This is a genomic window from Vibrio sp. 10N.286.45.E10 (assembly GCF_002874195.2).
GTDB classification, from domain to species: Bacteria; Pseudomonadota; Gammaproteobacteria; order Enterobacterales; family Vibrionaceae; genus Vibrio; species Vibrio crassostreae.
Map to the genome: position 1 here is coordinate 1 of NZ_MCWD02000002.1, position 18,094 is coordinate 18,094.

The window sequence follows — 18,094 nt, forward strand, 5'->3', positions numbered from 1 at the left end:
CAAGATCATGAACATTTTTCGCCCAATGGTTGACTAACGTTGACCTGATGGGTTGGTTGTGATCTTATTCTCCTCTTTTGAGGAGCACCCATGAATTTAGATACCATCAAAACGTATTTCAGCATCATTCGAGACGAACGACAAAGCGCAAAAGTAGACTATCCTCTGTTCGACATTTTATTTGGTTCAATTTGTGCCGTAATAGCCGGAGGTCAAGGCTGGACTGATATTCGCGAGTATGTTCTCGGACACCATGAATGGTTTCTTAAACATGGTTTATTCGAAAAAGGTGTGCCGGTTGATGATACCTTTGCTCGTCTGATTTCAAACATCGACCCGGCAGAGTTCCGAGATTGCTTTCTAGCCTGGATGAAAGCAGTGCACAAGTTAACTGGTGGTGAAGTGGTAGCCATTGACGGCAAAACTTTACGGGGTTCCTATGACAGAAACGACAGGCAAAGCACCATTCACATGGTGAGTGCTTATTCCTGTGCTAATCAACTCGTATTAGGTCAGCTAAAAACCGATGCTAAGAGTAATGAAATCACAGCGATACCTGCACTCCTCCAGATGCTCGACTTACGAGGTGCTATCGTGACGATTGATGCGATGGCCTGCCAGACTAAGATAGCAAAGGCTATCACGAGCAAAGGCGGTGATTACTTATTATCGGTTAAGGGTAATCAAGGCAAGTTAGCGGCCTCGATTCAGTCCGCCTTCTCCTCACGCCGGCGAGATCCGATTGACTGGGATAGGTATCAAGTTGAGAAGCAGAAGGGCCGGATTGAAGCGCGTACTTGTCATATCCTGAGTGCTCGTGAGTTGGAGGGTGACTTCTCCACTTGGGATAGGTTAACCAGTATTGTGATGGTCGAAAACTACCGAGCAACAAAAGGCAAGGCTCCAGAGTTGGAGTATCGTTACTACATTAGTTCAGCAGAACTGACCTCAGAGCAGGCAAGAGAGGCTATCCGTGCCCACTGGGGCATTGAATCCATGCATTGGATTTTAGATGTCAGTATGGGTGAAGATGCTTGTCAGATTTATAGAGAAAATGCTGCTGAAAACATGGCGGGATTAAGACATATGGCACTGAACATGCTCAGAGCTGAGTCAACCAAGATTAGCGTACCGATGAAACAGAAGCGGTGTATGATGAAGCCTGCCTACTTGGAACAAGTTCTTATGGCTGGATTTACATCGATGGCTAAATCTTAACCATTCATGCGGACGCCCTGACCTCTTCCCCATGTAATAAAGTTGGGTCAAACGTGCTCCCGTTATAATCCCATGACTGTCTAGGCATTACGAAAATGTTAAAATAGAAGTCTTCTGCAAAAACATAATCAAGAGAAAATTGGCTGCTCAATTGATATTCAATAAGCTGATTACCACCAGCTGTTTTATATTCGTGAAAGTTTTTTCTAAGTAATAACGTATTACTTAATGAAAGCCCTTCAATCCAATTATCGAATGGAGCACTCCACCTGACTTTCAACCTAGTTCCTAACGTTAGATCGTTCCTCCTTGACCATTTGGACGTTGGCAATATTACTCTCACCTCACCACTCAGTGATGAACCATCAGTTGGTTTGAATAATCCATTGCGCCCCCATGAGATGGACGTATCATTCCAGAATTGTCCCCTAGTCCCATATTCATCACCGTCGGACAAGTGGTAACCTGACGCCACAACTTGGAGTCGAGATTTGTCTGAAAACGAATATCGGACAACGCCAGTTGCAGAAGCCGAACGGTTTGCTAAAGACGCACTGTCTTCATATCCGTTTCGAGAATAGTCAGCACTAATGTATCCAGACCAAGGGTTTTCATTGTTTTTGGACTCCCACTCATCTTGCAAATTATTTGCTAGGGCGAGCGAAGGCGCCACCAGCATGAACGCTGGCAACATAAGTAGTTTATTCATATTTTCCTTCTTGTATTACACTTCCGTATTATATCTACATTTTCTTTTTCCAGTTTTAAGCCTGTTTAGCTAACCTCGTTGTTTTTATTTTATTCCTTTGAGATGGATGCGTTATTGGAATCGACGCCAATAGAGTTTTTGTATATTCTTCTTTTGGGTTTTTATAAACGTCTTCCACACTTCCAAACTCAATTATTTTACCTTTTTTCATTACGACCACATTATCTGAAATGTGCTTAACGACAGAGAGATCATGTGAAATAAAAATAATGGAAAGGTTCATCTCTTTTTGTATTTTTAGTAATAAGTTCAATATCTGTGCTTGCACAGAAACATCTAATGCCGATACTGACTCATCGCAAATCAATAACTTTGGCTTTAATGCTATTGCTCTTGCTATGCCTATACGCTGCCTTTGCCCTCCAGAAAACTCGTGCGGATAACGGGCTACGGCGGAGTGAGGTAATCCGATCTTATCGAGTAGCTCTAAAACCCATTGCTTTCGGTCTTTCTTTGAACCAATCCCATGAATAATAAAAGGTTCTTCAAGTATGCCGCCTACTGTATGCCTCTGATTCAATGATTCTAGAGGATCCTGAAATACAATCTGCATATCTCGACGAAGTGGACGCATTCTTTTTGTACTGTAATGGGTGATGTCTTCGCCTTCGAAAAAGATCTTCCCAGCGGATGGCTCATACAGTTTAAGTAATGTTCTACCAAGCGTACTTTTTCCACAGCCAGACTCTCCAACCAAACCTAACGTCTCACCTTGCTTCACTGAGAATGAAACGCCGTCAACAGCCTTGATTACATAACCTTTCTTAAATAGGTTCTTACCTGATAGAAAATGCTGCTTTAGCCCTTCAATTCTAATGACTTCTGACATAATCAACTCCCCTTGTATTCTGGGAATTCATTCAAATCAATTGGGTTGATTTGAATGGTTTGTTTCGGCTCGACATTGAGATCTGGAATTAAGCTCAAGAGTCTTTTTGTATACGGATGTTGTGGGTGATCGAAAAGTTCGAAAATTTCTGCATGCTCAACAATACGTCCGTCATACATCACAGCGACTTCATCGCAAATTTCCGCAACAACACCTAGATCATGAGTGATAAAGATCACTGCCATCCCGGTCTCTTCTTGAAGCTCTCTTATCAGTTCCAAAATTGATGCTTGAACCGTTACATCTAATGCAGTCGTCGGCTCATCGCATATCAAGATGTCAGGCTTACATGCAAGAGCTATCGCAATCATTACCCTTTGTCGCATACCCCCTGACAGGCTATGAGGGTATTCTTTAAAGCGTAGTTTCGGCATTGGAATTTCAACTTTCTCAAGCAAACCAATTGCGTACTCTATCTTTTCAGACTTAGACATCTGGCTATGGTGCAAATCCAGAACCTCGACAATCTGCTTGCCAATTGTCTGAACAGGGTTCAAGGCAGTCATAGGGTCTTGGAAAATGATTGAGATACGGTTCCCACGCATCTTATGCATCTCATGTTCAGGTACCTCTGTAAGGTCTGTATCACGATAAATTATTTTTCCAGCCGTGACCTTTCCATAAGGCTTAGGAAGTAGTCCCATAATAGACATGGAAGTTACGCTCTTCCCACTGCCCGACTCTCCAACCAAACCGAGTGTTTTGCCTGATTTCACGTCAAAGGACACACCTTTCAGTATCTTGACAATGCCCTCATCAGTATTGAACTCTGCTTCTAAGTCACGAACTTTTAATATAATATTTTGGTTCATTCCACGGTCATCCTTAGAGCTTATATCTGTCATCAATGATGGTGATGGGTGGATATGCCTTACCTTCTTTAGAAGCCAACTGAGTTTCTTCTTTTAGGTCTGTATCAATCCAGAAATTACTGGTATCTAAAATATTAAACATGGCGCCAGTCTTCTTCGTCATTGGGTTCTTTGGGAACTTAATCCAACGCCAGTAGGCATCTCGCGTATAAGGCACCATATAGCCAGGCACAATCACATACGCATCCTTTATTTTTCTTTGGATGTTCTGAGATAGCTGCTGTTTTCTTTCCATATCAAACTCAGAAATAAACGCCTCAATTTTTTGATCTAGCTCTGGTGAACTGAAATTTGTATGGTTATTAGTTTGAGGACGGTTGGCATTTGTCGAGTGAAAATACTCTTTGTAAGCTGGTATCTCCCCTCCGCCCATATTAAGAAAAGCAAGCTGGTGCTTTTTCTCGAGAATAAATTTGAATGCAGCAGAACCATCGACAAGATTTAAGTCGAGCTCTAAACCAGCTAACTTCGCTTGCTCTTTTAGATAGGCAATTCTTGGTGTCCAAATGTTGTAGCCATACGTAATCTTGAAACTCAAACGAAGCCCATTAGCATTCATTCGGATACCATCAGAACCGATATTATCGAAGCCTGCAGATTCAAAATAACCAATCGCAAGTTCAGGCCTAAACGGTGGCGGCTCTACGCCTTCTAAATCGTATTTTCCATGCCCAAACCCCATAGCATGAGGTTTTCTAGAGTAATCGCCTCGTAACACGTTTTTGATCATGCCGTCGAAATCAGTCGCGTACGTGATACCTTTCCGAACATTAATGTCGTTCAGCAGTGGCATGGATGTATTGATCCATAAACCGCCAGCGCCTTGTGGCCTTTGATTAAAGCCCCAGAATTTCTGTATAAAGCCATGACTAAAAGGTTCTGAGTTAGTTTTCTCATGCCACAGTTGAGGCTGTACCATTGCAAACGTGTCTAACTTTCCTTTTTCAAAATGCTTGCGTGCAATATCACTATCACGAATTACCTTGATGCGAAGTTTTTCCACGTTAAATCGGTTTTTATAATATTTATTTCCGTAACCCCACCAGCTATCACCAACATGTGAAAACGTAATGCTGCGGCCTTTATTTACTTTTGATATAAAATAAGGTGATGTTGTTGGCTCTGGCTTGAAGTTGTATTTGCGAACAAAATTATCATCCATGCCATCCTTATTCCCATCGTTAATATCAACAAAATGATGCTTGGGACGAGGCTGGACTCCGTGACTCGGCATATTGATAAGAGCCATAAGTTCATCATTACTTTTAGGCTCGGCCATCGTAATACTTATCGTATAGTCATCGAATTTTTCAACGGTCGTGATGCTATTGCGGAAAAAGTCGCTATACCAAGGATCAATAATGTCTTTGGAACGGTAATACGTAAGCATAAATAGATAGTCGTCAGCCGTTACCGCTTCCCCATCAGACCATTTCGCGTCAGGATTCAGTTTGAAATAAACCGTCTGGTGATCGTTCCCAAATGCCCATTCATTCGCCAGTTGTGGAATCCAATTGTCGGTATTTGGATGTCGTTGTGCCAATTTAGGCGTGCCATCCATTAAATAGAAACGAATACCTGAATTTGCGTCGGGGCCCACTGAACGTAATGTTTGTGGGAAACTAGGCATAAAGCTACGTAAAGTACCGCCACGCTTAGCCTCTTCAGAAGCAAAAACGGGATCATCCCAATTACTTTGCCATTCCAAGTTATTTGGTGTTTGTTGTGCTTGAGCTAAGAAACTCAACAACAAAGCGAATAGTCCGTATCTGTACATCATCACTTCCTAGTGCCTATCTATAAACTGTGTATTTTTTGGGATCAAAAGCCGTTCTTATCGCTTCACCGATGAATGTAACCATGACCAACACACCGACTATTGCCGTCACAACAGAGCCAACAATCCATGGCGAATCGAGATTCGACTTGCCTTGTTGAAGAAGCTCTCCCCAGCTTGGGGTCGGTGGAATAAGACCTAAACCTAAGTAGTCCAGTGCAGTTAATGCAGTGATATTGGCTGCAATAGTGAAAGGCGCCAGAGTGACGATCATCACCATCGTGTTGGGTAAAATATGATTGAAGAGGATTCTTGCTGTCGATGCTCCTAGCGCCTTTGCAGCTAACACATACTCTCGAGCAGATTCTCTGTAGGTCATCGTTCGCATGTACCAAGTAATGCCCATCCATCCAAAAGTCACATTGATCAATACAAACAGCATGAATGTGGGTTGTGCTATCGAGACCAAAATCATGATCACGTAGAGGAACGGCACCATTGACCAAGTCTCAATGGCTCTTTGAACAATCAGATCAAATTTGCCACCAAAGAAACCCATCGCACACCCCACCGTTACACCAATGCTGTATGCGATGACCATAGTTATCAGAGCAAACCCCATTGCTGTTCTAAACCCGTAAACCAATCGAGCTAAAATATCCCTCCCGATTACGTCAGTGCCCAAATAGTGCTTTGAGTAAGCACTTGGAGCATGTGGCGGATATTCACCAGAGAAGTCTTGTTCATACGGATTCCAAGGCACCAAAGGTAAAATCGCAAAGTCACCATTGTTTTTATCTTTAAGCGCTAATTGAAGTAGTCGATAGTTTACCTCTCCCGAAGACTCCAAACCAAATGTCTTGCCGGAGTAAACATCAGATACAATTGGAAAGTAATATTCCCCCTGATAACGCACCACTAAAGCCTTACTGTTGATCAACGCTTCAGCAAAAAGAGACAGTAATAACATTACAGATAGAATGATCAGCGACCAGTATCCACGCTTTATTTGTTTGAATCGCTTGATCTGCTTTAGCGTCAACGGATTTAATTTAATCATCATCAAGCTCCAAACTTCACTCTAGGATCGACCAATGCAACGCAGACATCAGACAAGATATTGCCAAGTAGCAATATGCAGGCGTTGATTGCGACAATACCCATAACCACTGGGTAATCTCTTTCTACAATTGATTCATAACCAAGCAGGCCTATGCCATTAATATCGAAAATGACTTCAATTAAGAAAGAGCCCGTCATGAAGAAAAGAAGAGAGTTGCCAAAGTGGCTAGCGATTGGGATTAAACTATTGCGTAGTGCGTGTTTACGAATCGCCTCTCTAAAAGGCAAACCTTTAGCGATAGCAGTGCGAATGTAATCTGACGATAAGTTTTCCATCAAATTATTCTTCATGGTCATGGTTAACGTCGCAAAGTCACCTATCAGATAACAAAGCAAAGGTAAGACCGCATGCCACAAAATATCAGTAATTTGCTCTGAGAAAGTATTGAAGTCGTCGAAGTCATCATCCACAAAGCCCCCCATTGGGAACCACTCTAGGTGATAACTGAAAAACGTAATAAGAAGCACGCCGACCACATATCCTGGTAAGGCATAGCCGACAAAAATCATGATTGATGAAACAGAATCAAAGACGCTGCCGTGCTTCATCGCCTTAAAATAACCAAGAGGAATAGAGACAAAATAACTAATGAAAAAGGTCACACCACCATACATAGCAGAGACGGGCAGGCGCTCAAAAATCATGTCACTGACCGGTTCGTAGTAGCGTGTCGACTCGCCTAGATCAAAATGAACAAGTCGAACTAGCCATTCGAGATACGCTTCCGTTACCGGCTTATCCAATCCATAAAATTTATTAAGATCGGCGAGTTGGTCTTCAGACAAAGCTGAGTTTTGGCCAACGAGACTAGACGCACCACCATCCCCTTGAGGCTGCATGTTAGCGAGCATCCTCTCGACAGGGCCACCTGGAACAAAACGCGTAATCGCGAATATCAAAATCGTAATACCAAGAAACGTAGGTACAACTAAAGCAAAACGTTTCAGTAAATATGCAATCATCCTAACTAGCCAAATTCCATTTAAAGCAATATTTCATCAATTTAATCAATAAAACAAAGTAGTCAAATGGTTACATTTACCTACATTAACTTACAATTGCATTTAGTTTGGATTTATTTACTTAATAAATTTTAATCTTAATAATCAAAAGCTTAAATTGGACACCAGAAAGGAATTTTGAATTAGAAGGTGTGGGTAATCTTTGTTTGTAACTTAGAAAGTGAACTGCTTAGACAATTCAAACATGTTTGTAAGCTGCATTGATATGGTGACAAATCGAAATCAAATACAAAAAATCGCCACTGTTACACAGAAGCGATTTATTGGTCTAATGAAAGAGGAGTTAATCTATGAATAATGTATTTGGCTACAGACCACCAACGTTCGAGAGATTCACCAACTGCTTGGTATATTCATGTTGCGGATTACCAAACAAAGTCTCAGTGTCGCCCTTCTCTATCACCTCACCTGCTTTCATGACAATGGTGTAATGACACAGGGATTTTACAACATTCAAGTCATGGCTAATGAACAGATACGTCAGATCGTACTTTTCTTGAAGTGACTTCAGCAAATCCAACACTTGAGCTTGAACCGTTCTGTCGAGTGACGATGTTGGTTCATCGAGCAGGATAAACTCTGGTTTAAGGATCAGAGCACGAGCAATCGCAATACGCTGCCTTTGGCCGCCTGAAAACTCGTTCGGATAACGGTGGCGAGTTTCAGGGTCGAGATCGACCTCTTTCATTACTTCACAGATGCGTTGATCGAGTTCGTTCTCGTCCAATTGTTGATGCACTAACAAACCTTCACCAATCACCTGAGCGACCGACATTCTTGGGTTCAAGGCAGAAAACGGGTCTTGAAACACAACTTGCATACGGCTTCGAAATGGCAGCATCTGTTGGCGGTCTAAGCCTTGAAGCTGTTCATTCGAATAGGTAATTGACCCTTCGCTATCCACTAGCTTGAGTATCGCCATACCAGTTGTTGATTTACCCGAACCACTCTCACCTACTAGGCCGATTGAGTGCCCCTTTTTCAAGGTAAACTCCATATCGGTAACGGCTTTGACGTGCGAAATCGTACGCTTGAATAAGCCGCCCGTGATCGGGAACCAAACTCGAAGTTGGTCAACATTAAGTAGAGGCTTGCTATCTGGTGATACAGGAACAGGCAAACCTTTAGGATCAGAGTTAATGAGTTTTTGAGTGTAAGGGTGAGTTGGTGCATTAAACAATGTTTGGCAATCGTTACTTTCAACCAAACGACCATCTTTCATTACCGCAACCCTATCGGCAATCTTACGAACGATACTTAAGTCATGGGTAATGAAAAGCATCGCCATACCCAGCTCTTGTTGCAGATCTTTTAGAAGATCAAGGATCTGCGCTTGTACCGACACATCCAATGCGGTTGTCGGCTCATCAGCGATCAGTAACTCTGGCTCGTTGATCAGTGCCATCGCAATCATCACGCGTTGGCGCTCTCCACCAGACAACTCATGTGGATAGGCTGAAATTTTTTGCTCTGGGTAACGAATACCCACCTTTGAGAGCCACTCTATCGCCAAGGCTTGCGCTTTGTTGGTTCGCATACCTCGGTGAATGGCTAAGGTTTCAACCAATTGTTTTCCGATTCGATGAAGTGGATTAAGCGAAACCATAGGTTCTTGAAAGATCATCCCAATGCGACCACCACGAATCCCGCGCAATTGCCTTTCTGAACAACTCAGAATATCGGTGCCAGAGAAATTGATCTTACCGTTTAGGTAGTGGGACGAGCCTTTAGGTAACAGCTTTAAAATCGAATTAGCCGTGACCGATTTACCGGAACCACTCTCACCCACCAGCGCGAGCGTTTCACCTTTGTATATTTCCAAAGAGACATCTTGTGTTACCTGTTCTATCGAATTTTTTCGCCCGAAACCGACAGACAGTTTGTCTATGGTCAAAACCGGAGAAGCAGGCGTTGTATTTGAAGTCATAACCTATCCTTACTTCTGTTGATGTGGGTCGAAGGCATCACGTACCGCTTCACCGACGAAGACGAGTAACGTAAGCATTAAAGAAAGTACAACGAATGCGGAAATACCAAGCCAAGGCGCTTGTAAGTTCGCTTTACCTTGCGCTAAAAGCTCACCTAATGAAGGCGAACCCGCAGGAAGACCAAAGCCCAAGAAGTCTAATGAGGTTAATGTGGTCACTGAGCCAGAAAGAATAAATGGCATCATGGTTAACGATGCAACCATCGCGTTGGGTAGCATGTGACGAAGCATAATGCGTTTATCATCAACGCCCATAGCCTGCGCGGCACGCACATAATCGAAATTTCGACAGCGTAAGAATTCAGCACGAACAATACCCACCAAACTCATCCAACTGAACAACACCATAATCCCAAGCAGCCACCAGAAATTCGGCTCAATAAAGCTCGATAGAATAATCAGCAAGAACAAGGTCGGCATACCAGACCAGACTTCAATGAAGCGCTGTCCGAATAGATCAACCCAACCACCGTAGTAACCTTGTGTTGCTCCAACTACGACACCAATCACGCTCGATACAATCGTCAGAATAAAACCAAATAGAACCGAAATACGGAAGCCATAAATGATACGAGCTAATACATCTCGCCCTTTATCATCGGTTCCGAGCCAATTCACAGAATCAGGTTCAGATGGCACCGCACCTGAAATATCGAAGTTTATCGTGTCGTAGCTAAACGGAATGATTGGCCACACGATGTAACCGCTGTCTTCAATGAGTTCGATAACATATGGATCTTTGTAGTCGGCTTCAGTTTCAAACTCACCACCAAATTCCGTCTCGGCGTATTCATTGATAACAGGCACAAACCACTGATTATCATAAGAAACCAATAAAGGCTTATCGTTAGCGATGATCTCAGCGAACAGGCTCAGTCCAAACAAGATGGTAAATATCCAAAGGGAGATAAAACCACGCTTGTTTGCTTTAAAACGTAACCAACGAGCTTCAGCTAAAGGGTTGTTAAACATTTATTATCAATACCTTGTTATTCGTTCGCCATTAACGCGCTTCAAAATCAATTCGAGGATCAACCCAGGTATACGTCAGGTCGGAGATAATGCTCAGCACCAAGCCAAGCAAGGTCATGATATAGAGAGAGCTGAACACCACGGGATAGTCACGTTGAATGGTTGATTCAAAGCCAAGAAGACCAATTCCTTCGAGTGAAAACATCACTTCAATCAACATAGAACCCGTGAAGAAAATACTAATAAATGCGCTTGGGAAACCCGCAATAATGATCAGCATGGCGTTACGGAAAACGTGCTTATAGAGAATACTGCTCTCGTCCAAGCCTTTCGCTCTCGCAGTCACCACATATTGCTTATTGATTTCATCAAGGAAGGAGTTTTTGGTCAGCATGCTGAGTGTGGCAAAGCCACCGATGACCATCGCAAAAATAGGCAATGCTAAGTGCCAGAAATAGTCGCCAATTTGCTGATACCAATTAAGCTGCTCAAAGTTACTTGATACCAAGCCACGCAATGGGAACCAACTGAAGTAGTTACCACTCGCGAACAAAATAATCAGGATAATCGCAAACAAGAAGCCCGGAACGGCATAGCCGACAATCACGACCGCGCTCGACCAAATATCGAAGCGAGAACCGTGATGTATCGCCTTCATGATGCCTAAAGGTATCGAAATCACATAGATGATTAACGTACTCCACAACCCTAAAGAAATGGAGACGGGCAGCCGCTCGATGATTAAATCAATCACGTTACCGCCCTTAAACAGGCTTTCACCAAAGTTAAAGGTCGCGTAATTTTTCAACATATCGAAGTAGCGAACATGAATCGGCTTATCAAAACCAAACTGCTTTTTGATCTCTTCAACCACTTCCGGATCAAGCCCGCGTGAGCCTTTATAACCACTGGCAGATGCTTGGTCACTTTCGCTTAAATCAACTTCTTGTCCACCACCAGAAAAGCGCTCCATGATCCCAGAGTTGTGCCCTTCTAATTGGGCAACAGCTTGCTCTACTGGGCCACCAGGTGCAATCTGAATGATGAAAAAGTTGATGGTGATGATCGCCCACAGCGTGGGGATCACCAACAGTAAACGCCGAAATATATACGCGGCCATGCTAACTAACTCCTAGCGACGTTTTTCAGGAAGCAATGCCGCCTTCTCTTCTGAAATCCACCATGTATCGATACCTAAATCGTATTTAGGCAATACATCCGGACGCTCAAACTTGTCCCACATTGCTACGCGGTACTCGCCAACGTGCCATTGCGGGATGTTGTAGAAATTCCACTGCAATACACGGTCTAGTGAACGACCTAATGTAAGAAGCTTTTCAGGATGTTGTTGGTTACGAGCAATTTCTTCTGTTAACGCGTCAACCACCGGATCCATCACACCTGCAGTATTGTAAGTAGAATCAATGTAGTTAGAGTTCCAAACAATCATTAAGTTCGGGCTAGGATAAGGGTTGGCAGAAAATGACGAAGACACCATGTCGAAATCTCGGTCACGAAGACGCTTGATGTACTGAGTCGTATCGATGGTACGGATCTTCATCTCGATACCCATGCGCTTCAAGTTCTTCTGAACAGGTGTTGCGATACGCTCCGTGGTTGGACTGTAAATCAGCAACTCAAACGACATCGGCTTGCCAGTCTTTTCGTTGGTCATCACTTTGTCTTTCAGAACCCAACCCGCTTCCTTCAATAATTTGAAAGCTGTACGCATTTGGCTACGAATACGGCCGCTACCATCGGTGACTGGAGGCTGGAATTCTTCGGTAAACACTCGCGGAGGAATCTGATCTTTGTACTGAGACAGCAACGCTACTTCAGCTTCGCTTGGTAAGCCTTTCGCCTCATAGTCGGTGTTTTGGAAATAACTACGAGTTCGCTTGTACTGACCGTAGAACATGTTCTTATTCATCCACTCAAAGTCCATCGCGTAGGTTAACGCTTCACGAACTTTAGGATCAGAGAACACAGGAGATTGAATGTTGAAGACGAAGCCTTGCGTCGTTTCTGGCTTCTCATGGTTGATCTCTTCTTTGATGATGTAGCCTTTATCGAAGTTCGCGCCCGTGTATGAATTGGCCCAAAACTTAGCTGAGTTTTCGGTTCGAAGATCGAACTCCCCTGCTTTGAAGGCTTCTAGCATTACTGTGTCGTCACGGTAGTAATCGTATTGTACTTCTTTGAAGTTATTACGACCGACGTTAACAGGCAGGTCGGCTGCCCAGTAATTTTCATCTAAACCGTAAGTCACGCTTTGACCAGATTTGTAGCTGATGATCTTATAAGGGCCACTTCCTACCGGCGGTTCACTTAGAGGTTCAGACAGCTTCTTGTCTTTCCAATAATGCTCTGGCAATACGCGAGTGCTTTGGGCAAAGCTAAACAACTTCTCGCGGTTTGGCTTCTCCATCTCAATACGTACCACTAAATCAGAAACCGCAGTGACTGACTTAATTTCTTTGTAATACACTCGGTATTGAGGCACACCCTCGGTTGAAAACTTATTAAAGGTGAATGCCACATCATGAGCCGTAATAGGCTCGCCATCATTAAACTTAGCTTTTGGATTGATATCGATTTCCATCCAAGTGAAGTCACTGGCGTAGCGAACCTTTGAGGCGATCAATGGATAATAGGCATCGATCTCGTCGCTCGGAGAAAACATCAAGGTATCGTAAATCTCTCCGGTATAACTTGCAGCAACGCCGCGAGAACCGAATCGATTAAAGCTATCGTAGGTGCCAATGCTTCCATAGGTCACTTTGCCTAGTTTTGGCGCATCGGGATTAACGTAATCAAAGTGAGTGAAATCGACTGGATATTTCGCTTCACCAAAACCAACCAGTTGAGTGGTCTCAATTACGGTGACGGCAGGTGTTTCGGTATCAGAAGCTTGTGTAACGGAGGGATATAGAGCAATAAGCGGCAGCATGACTGCACATGAAGTTAAATTTAACCTGAAAAACTGAGTGCGCTGCGAGGCTTTGCTTAGGAAAACTGTTCCCATTTGACTCTCCCTTCAAATGTTATGAATTCGATATTCAACTTGATTAATCGGCTTTGAATGCACACCGCTAAAACAAGTATAGGTTCAAATCTAACATCATGTAATAACTAATAAAACCATCAGCACTTCATCTCTGACGGTTTATTTACAAATTACTCGGGTTCAGTCTAGAGAAATACGACACGCCCTAACTATTCAACGCGGTACTCATCAAAGATAAGTTCACCAATTTCGTTAATCACCGTGTCACGCTCTGGTATGGTTAACTCGGTTTCCGTAAGAGAGATACTGATGATCAACGGAGCGCGATTTTCACTCCACACGATAGCCGTGATAGCACGTGAGCCATAAGCGCCCGCACCTGATCTATCGGCAACCTTCCAACCATCAGGCAGAATCGAACGGATCATCCCATCAGAGACTTTGTTATCTATCATCCAAGTCTTGAGTTGAGCTTTGGATTCTTCTGATAAGGCGCTGCCATACAACAATTTATTTAACGTTTTCACCATAGTGTTTGGTGTTGTGGTATCACGCTCATCTCCCGGACGAGCATGGTTCAAGTCAGGTTCGATATGATCAAGGCGTGTTTTTCTGTCTCCCGTGGAACGCAAAAACTCAGTTAACCCGTTAGGTCCACCAATACTAGCTAACACTATATTAGCGGCCGTGTTGTCGCTCATTGCCATGGTTGCAGCACATGCGCCTCTGAGTGAGATTTCTTTACCGACAAACGCTTTAGTCACCGGAGACCAAGCAATAAGCTCATCAGAATTAACCCCAACCTTAGACTCTAAATCTAATCCTTCATTCTCATGGTCATAGAGAAGATTCGCACAAGCCAGGGTTTTAAAGGTACTCATCATCGGAAAGCGTTCGTCGCCCTTATAACTCCATGTTTGCTTAGTTGCAGAATCATAAACAGCAATACCAATGCGTGCCGATACACGAGATTCAATTTGCTCAATAGATTGAGGTTCTAAGGAATGACTCAACGATGACGTAGAAAAGAAAACGCTCAACAACACAAGAGCGAGAGAAGTATATTTTTTCATTGTGAAACCATAAAAAAACGATCGATTGATCGTATATAAAATTAAACTCGACACCTAAAGAGCATCGAATTGAGAGAATCTAAGCAGAAAGCGACAACCTTCGCTAGATCAAATGAAAATAACTAACTAAATCCGAACAATATCTCAGTATTTTAGATATCCTTAAAAGAGTGATTTCAATAGGATTCAACCTTGAACAAACCAAACCAAATAACATTCTCAACGTTCAACCTTTTGAACTACCTCGAACCACCGAATGCTTATTATGATTTTGAGAACATCTACAGCTTCGAAGAATGGCAAAAAAAGCAACATTGGATTGCTGAAGCGATTCGTTCATTAGATTGTGATGTGATCGGCTTCCAAGAGATATTTAGCCCACAGTCTTTAGAACAATTGATGAGCGAACTAGGTTACCCATACTTTGCGGTGGTCGATAGCGCACACGTTGAAGATGATTACCTATACACCTCCCCTGTCGTTGGTATCGCTTCCCGTTACCCGATCGAAAACGTGCAACCTGTTACGCCAGATTCGAAGTTACTGACAGAATTCAACCTTGGTGACAACTTCTCATTCAACCGAACGCCTGTTCATGCCACGATTACGCAGCCCCATTTAGGTTCTACCGACTGTTATGTCGTGCATTTCAAATCGCAGCGGCCGACAGAGCCAAAGGCTGAATCTGTCGATGTGGATAACGCTCAACAAGGCGAAAAACCACAAAGTGAAACGCTGATTAAATTGCACCAAGAACAGCTTGGATCTTGGCTATCGAGTGTTCAGCGCGGCTTAGAAGCTCAGATGTTGCATCAATACATCACCAATCAACGCTACCAAACCGACCAGCCTGTTGTGTTGATGGGTGATTTTAATAAGCCTCTGTTTAATGATGAGTTTAAAGGGCTGTTGAGTTACTCAATCAACCGAGACGAAAACAGCAAGCATTGGCTATCCCACTTTCGATTAAAAGACAGCTGGGATCTTTACCATCAGTTACATGAAGAAGACTTGCTCGAACAACGCAAACCAACCCACTACTACGGCGCTTCTGGATCTGTACTGGACTACATTTTGATGTCGAACGAATTCGATTGTCAGAACTCATCAAGCTTGATGGAGATCTCTAGTTACACAGTGTTAGACCATCATCTGATTAATCCTAGTTTTGAACACGACCAATTCAGTACCGACCATGCCATCGTATCTGTTACCGCGCATATCCGTGAAGCCTAGAGTTAAACATAAAAAAGCCGCAGTCAAAAACTGCGGCCTTTCACTTTAGCTAAACGGGTTGAGCCAACCGACGCCCCATTTTGAAACCGATTTACCGTTTAACAAGGGTGTGAAACTTAGAAGTTATACATTGCGCCTAGGTAGAACGAATCGATCACGAGATCTTTATCATTTTCAAAATTTGAATCGCTCTCAATTACAAATGCATCCGCTTCATAACCTAATCTAAAGCTGACGTTTTTAGCCTGTTTAGGAGTGTACTCAACTCCGAAACCATAGCGAATACCCTCACCACTATCGTCATCAAGCGCCGGCAGCGACTGGTCTAAATCAATCGTCGACAAACCGATGATGCCAAAAGGACGAATTCCATTTTCAAACGTGTAACCTAGATTAGCACTGATCGAAAATGCAGTTGGAGACCAAGTGTAAGTAGATTGGTTTAATGCATTTTTTGCAACAACGTCGCCATAATTCGTGTATTGCGCCTCTAGCGCGACGATGCGATTAAATTGGTATCCAGCAATTATCTTAAATGTCTCATCGTCTGCATCGACAGTAATTGGTACTAAAGAGTCGTTATAAAGCCCGCCATCATCAATGCCAGTCGTACCGATTGCACCGCCTAGGTAGAAACCGCTGTCCGCTGCCATTACATTGTTTGCAGCTACTGCTGACATCATCGCGATGCTTAGAATAAATTTGTTGTTCATTACTGCTTGACCTTACTTAGTGCAAATCAAGATTGTTACACCTTCCTATGCTGCACAATCTTGTTAGAGTTATCCGACACCCCGTCGAATTGGCAAGCAGGTTAATCTCACTGAAAACAAAAAAATAAATAAAAATATAATCACTTTGTAACTTCAGCCAACATAATCAGTAATAACAAAATAAACACATGAATAATAAAGAAATAAAAACACATCTTTTCTAGATAAAACCTTCCACTCAATTTTCAAACCATCCCATTTTTAGATTTTATTCACGCAGACTTACGAACGCTTACTTTCAAGAGTGATGCGATTCTGCATAATTCGCGCGCTTTGACCATTCGTACACTTAAATAACCACACTTAAATAGTTATCCGATCCAAAAGCAGCCAATTTCGCTCAATCTCCACAATTCAGAATAAGACGATCAAAAAACACGATGAACCACACAATAGACTTCAACGGCTTAATCATTGATATCGACGCTCGCACTATTACCAACGAGCAAGGGAATAAAATCACCTTGCGCCCTCACCTATTAGCAGTGCTCTGCTTACTGATAGAAAATATGGGAAAGCCGATTTCGAGAGAACATATTGTTGATGTGTGCTGGGGCGGGCAACTCTCGTCACCGCATGCCCTTGCAAACGTCGTCTATAACTTACGCAATGTCTTCGCGCGATTGAGAACGCCAAACGTCCAGATCATTACCATCAGTAAGTTTGGATATGCGCTATCAATTGAAGCCACGTAAAAGGGTTTATGCAATCAATGTCGGTGACTGAGATCACCAAAAAACACCCCATCGAAACGTTTCGATGATCGTTATCACACTCTAAGAAAGTGAATAGTGCAAATGATAAATCAAACACTATTATCACTATCGAAACGTTTCGATGGCTTTTCTTGAGTTGTTCTCAACCCATCAAACGTTATTTTTCGATAGGTCGTGATATGAAAAAAAGTACTCTAATAAACTCTGAACTCTCTTACCTAGTGGCGACTCTTGGCCACACAGATGAAATCACGATTTGTGACGCAGGCTTGCCGATTCCAGACCACGTAACACGCATAGACCTTGCTTTGACTCACGGTGTGCCAAGCTTTGCTCAAACAGTGAAGACCATGCTGGATGAATCTCAAATTGAAGGCGTTGTAATTGCAGAAGAGTTTGCGAAAGTAAGCCCAGAACACCACGCAGCACTGATTGATTTAATCAAGACAGAAGAAGCGCGTTGCGGTAAACCGCTTTCGATTACTTACATCACTCATGAAGAATTTAAACAACGAACTCATGACAGCCGCGCAGTGATTCGTACTGGTGAATGCACACCATACGCAAATGTTATTTTCCAAGCTGGCGTGACTTTTTAATAAAAGCTAAACCATACACAGACACAACCAAATACAACTGGCCCCGAGTAAAGGAACCGAC

Annotated in this window: 15 protein-coding genes and 1 pseudogene; 4 read left to right on the forward strand and 12 right to left on the reverse strand. The window is 43.0% G+C overall.

Translation table 11 applies throughout. The features are described from left to right. Positions 1 to 90 precede the first annotated feature (90 nt). Positions 91 to 1,218, forward strand: a complete 1,128-nt coding sequence (locus tag BCU34_RS13170; RefSeq protein ID WP_102480625.1) for an ISAs1 family transposase — start codon at positions 91 to 93, stop codon at positions 1,216 to 1,218. A 19-nt stretch (positions 1,219 to 1,237) separates the two neighbouring features. Here BCU34_RS13170 and BCU34_RS13175 read toward each other — a convergent pair. The 11 genes and pseudogenes from BCU34_RS13175 to bla form a co-directional block, all read right to left on the reverse strand. Continuing rightward, positions 1,238 to 1,927, reverse strand: a pseudogene (locus BCU34_RS13175) (hypothetical protein); the annotation flags it as partial. Positions 1,928 to 1,982: 55 nt separating this feature from the next. Then, a complete protein-coding gene (locus tag BCU34_RS13180) occupies positions 1,983 to 2,816 on the reverse strand; it encodes an ABC transporter ATP-binding protein (RefSeq protein ID WP_102479476.1) in 834 nt (277 codons plus the stop codon). A gap of 2 nt (positions 2,817 to 2,818) precedes the next feature. Beyond that, positions 2,819 to 3,688 (reverse strand): ABC transporter ATP-binding protein, encoded by an 870-nt coding sequence (locus tag BCU34_RS13185; protein WP_102332934.1) that lies wholly within the window; start codon positions 3,686 to 3,688, stop codon positions 2,819 to 2,821. Between the two features lie 13 nt (positions 3,689 to 3,701). Then, a complete protein-coding gene (locus BCU34_RS13190) occupies positions 3,702 to 5,525 on the reverse strand; it encodes an extracellular solute-binding protein (protein WP_102479474.1) in 1,824 nt (607 codons plus the stop codon). Between the two features lie 16 nt (positions 5,526 to 5,541). Beyond that, positions 5,542 to 6,585, reverse strand: coding sequence for an ABC transporter permease (locus BCU34_RS13195; protein WP_102479472.1), 1,044 nt, complete (start codon positions 6,583 to 6,585; stop codon positions 5,542 to 5,544). A gap of 2 nt (positions 6,586 to 6,587) precedes the next feature. Next, positions 6,588 to 7,610 (reverse strand): ABC transporter permease subunit, encoded by a 1,023-nt coding sequence (locus BCU34_RS13200; RefSeq protein ID WP_055319460.1) that lies wholly within the window; start codon positions 7,608 to 7,610, stop codon positions 6,588 to 6,590. Between the two features lie 367 nt (positions 7,611 to 7,977). After that, positions 7,978 to 9,597, reverse strand: coding sequence for a microcin C ABC transporter ATP-binding protein YejF (gene yejF / locus BCU34_RS13205; RefSeq protein WP_102480809.1), 1,620 nt, complete (start codon positions 9,595 to 9,597; stop codon positions 7,978 to 7,980). 9 nt (positions 9,598 to 9,606) lie between these two features. Further along, the gene (locus BCU34_RS13210) at positions 9,607 to 10,629 is read right to left on the reverse strand and encodes an ABC transporter permease (RefSeq protein ID WP_048608646.1); all 1,023 of its coding nucleotides are present in this window, start codon (positions 10,627 to 10,629) and stop codon (positions 9,607 to 9,609) included. A gap of 31 nt (positions 10,630 to 10,660) precedes the next feature. Then, positions 10,661 to 11,749, reverse strand: a complete 1,089-nt coding sequence (locus BCU34_RS13215) for a microcin C ABC transporter permease YejB (protein ID WP_048663438.1) — start codon at positions 11,747 to 11,749, stop codon at positions 10,661 to 10,663. Between the two features lie 12 nt (positions 11,750 to 11,761). Next, complete coding sequence (locus BCU34_RS13220; protein ID WP_102480808.1) at positions 11,762 to 13,654, reverse strand: extracellular solute-binding protein; 1,893 nt, start codon at positions 13,652 to 13,654, stop codon at positions 11,762 to 11,764. 191 nt (positions 13,655 to 13,845) lie between these two features. After that, a complete protein-coding gene (gene bla, locus BCU34_RS13225) occupies positions 13,846 to 14,709 on the reverse strand; it encodes a class A beta-lactamase (RefSeq protein ID WP_102480807.1) in 864 nt (287 codons plus the stop codon). A gap of 192 nt (positions 14,710 to 14,901) precedes the next feature. On the opposite strand from bla, the gene BCU34_RS13230 reads away from it, so the two are divergent. Continuing rightward, entirely contained in the window at positions 14,902 to 15,945 is a 1,044-nt protein-coding gene (locus BCU34_RS13230) for an endonuclease/exonuclease/phosphatase family protein (RefSeq protein ID WP_102480806.1), read from the forward strand. A 116-nt stretch (positions 15,946 to 16,061) separates the two neighbouring features. Here BCU34_RS13230 and BCU34_RS13235 read toward each other — a convergent pair whose 3' ends face one another. Then, a complete protein-coding gene (locus tag BCU34_RS13235) occupies positions 16,062 to 16,658 on the reverse strand; it encodes a porin family protein (RefSeq protein ID WP_102480805.1) in 597 nt (198 codons plus the stop codon). Positions 16,659 to 17,098: 440 nt separating this feature from the next. Between BCU34_RS13235 and BCU34_RS13240 the strand changes: the two genes are divergently transcribed. Both BCU34_RS13240 and rbsD read left to right on the forward strand, forming a co-directional pair. Next, entirely contained in the window at positions 17,099 to 17,413 is a 315-nt protein-coding gene (locus BCU34_RS13240) for a winged helix-turn-helix domain-containing protein (protein WP_102480890.1), read from the forward strand. A 200-nt stretch (positions 17,414 to 17,613) separates the two neighbouring features. Continuing rightward, a complete protein-coding gene (gene rbsD, locus BCU34_RS13245; protein WP_048660424.1) occupies positions 17,614 to 18,033 on the forward strand; it encodes a D-ribose pyranase in 420 nt (139 codons plus the stop codon). Positions 18,034 to 18,094 lie beyond the last annotated feature (61 nt).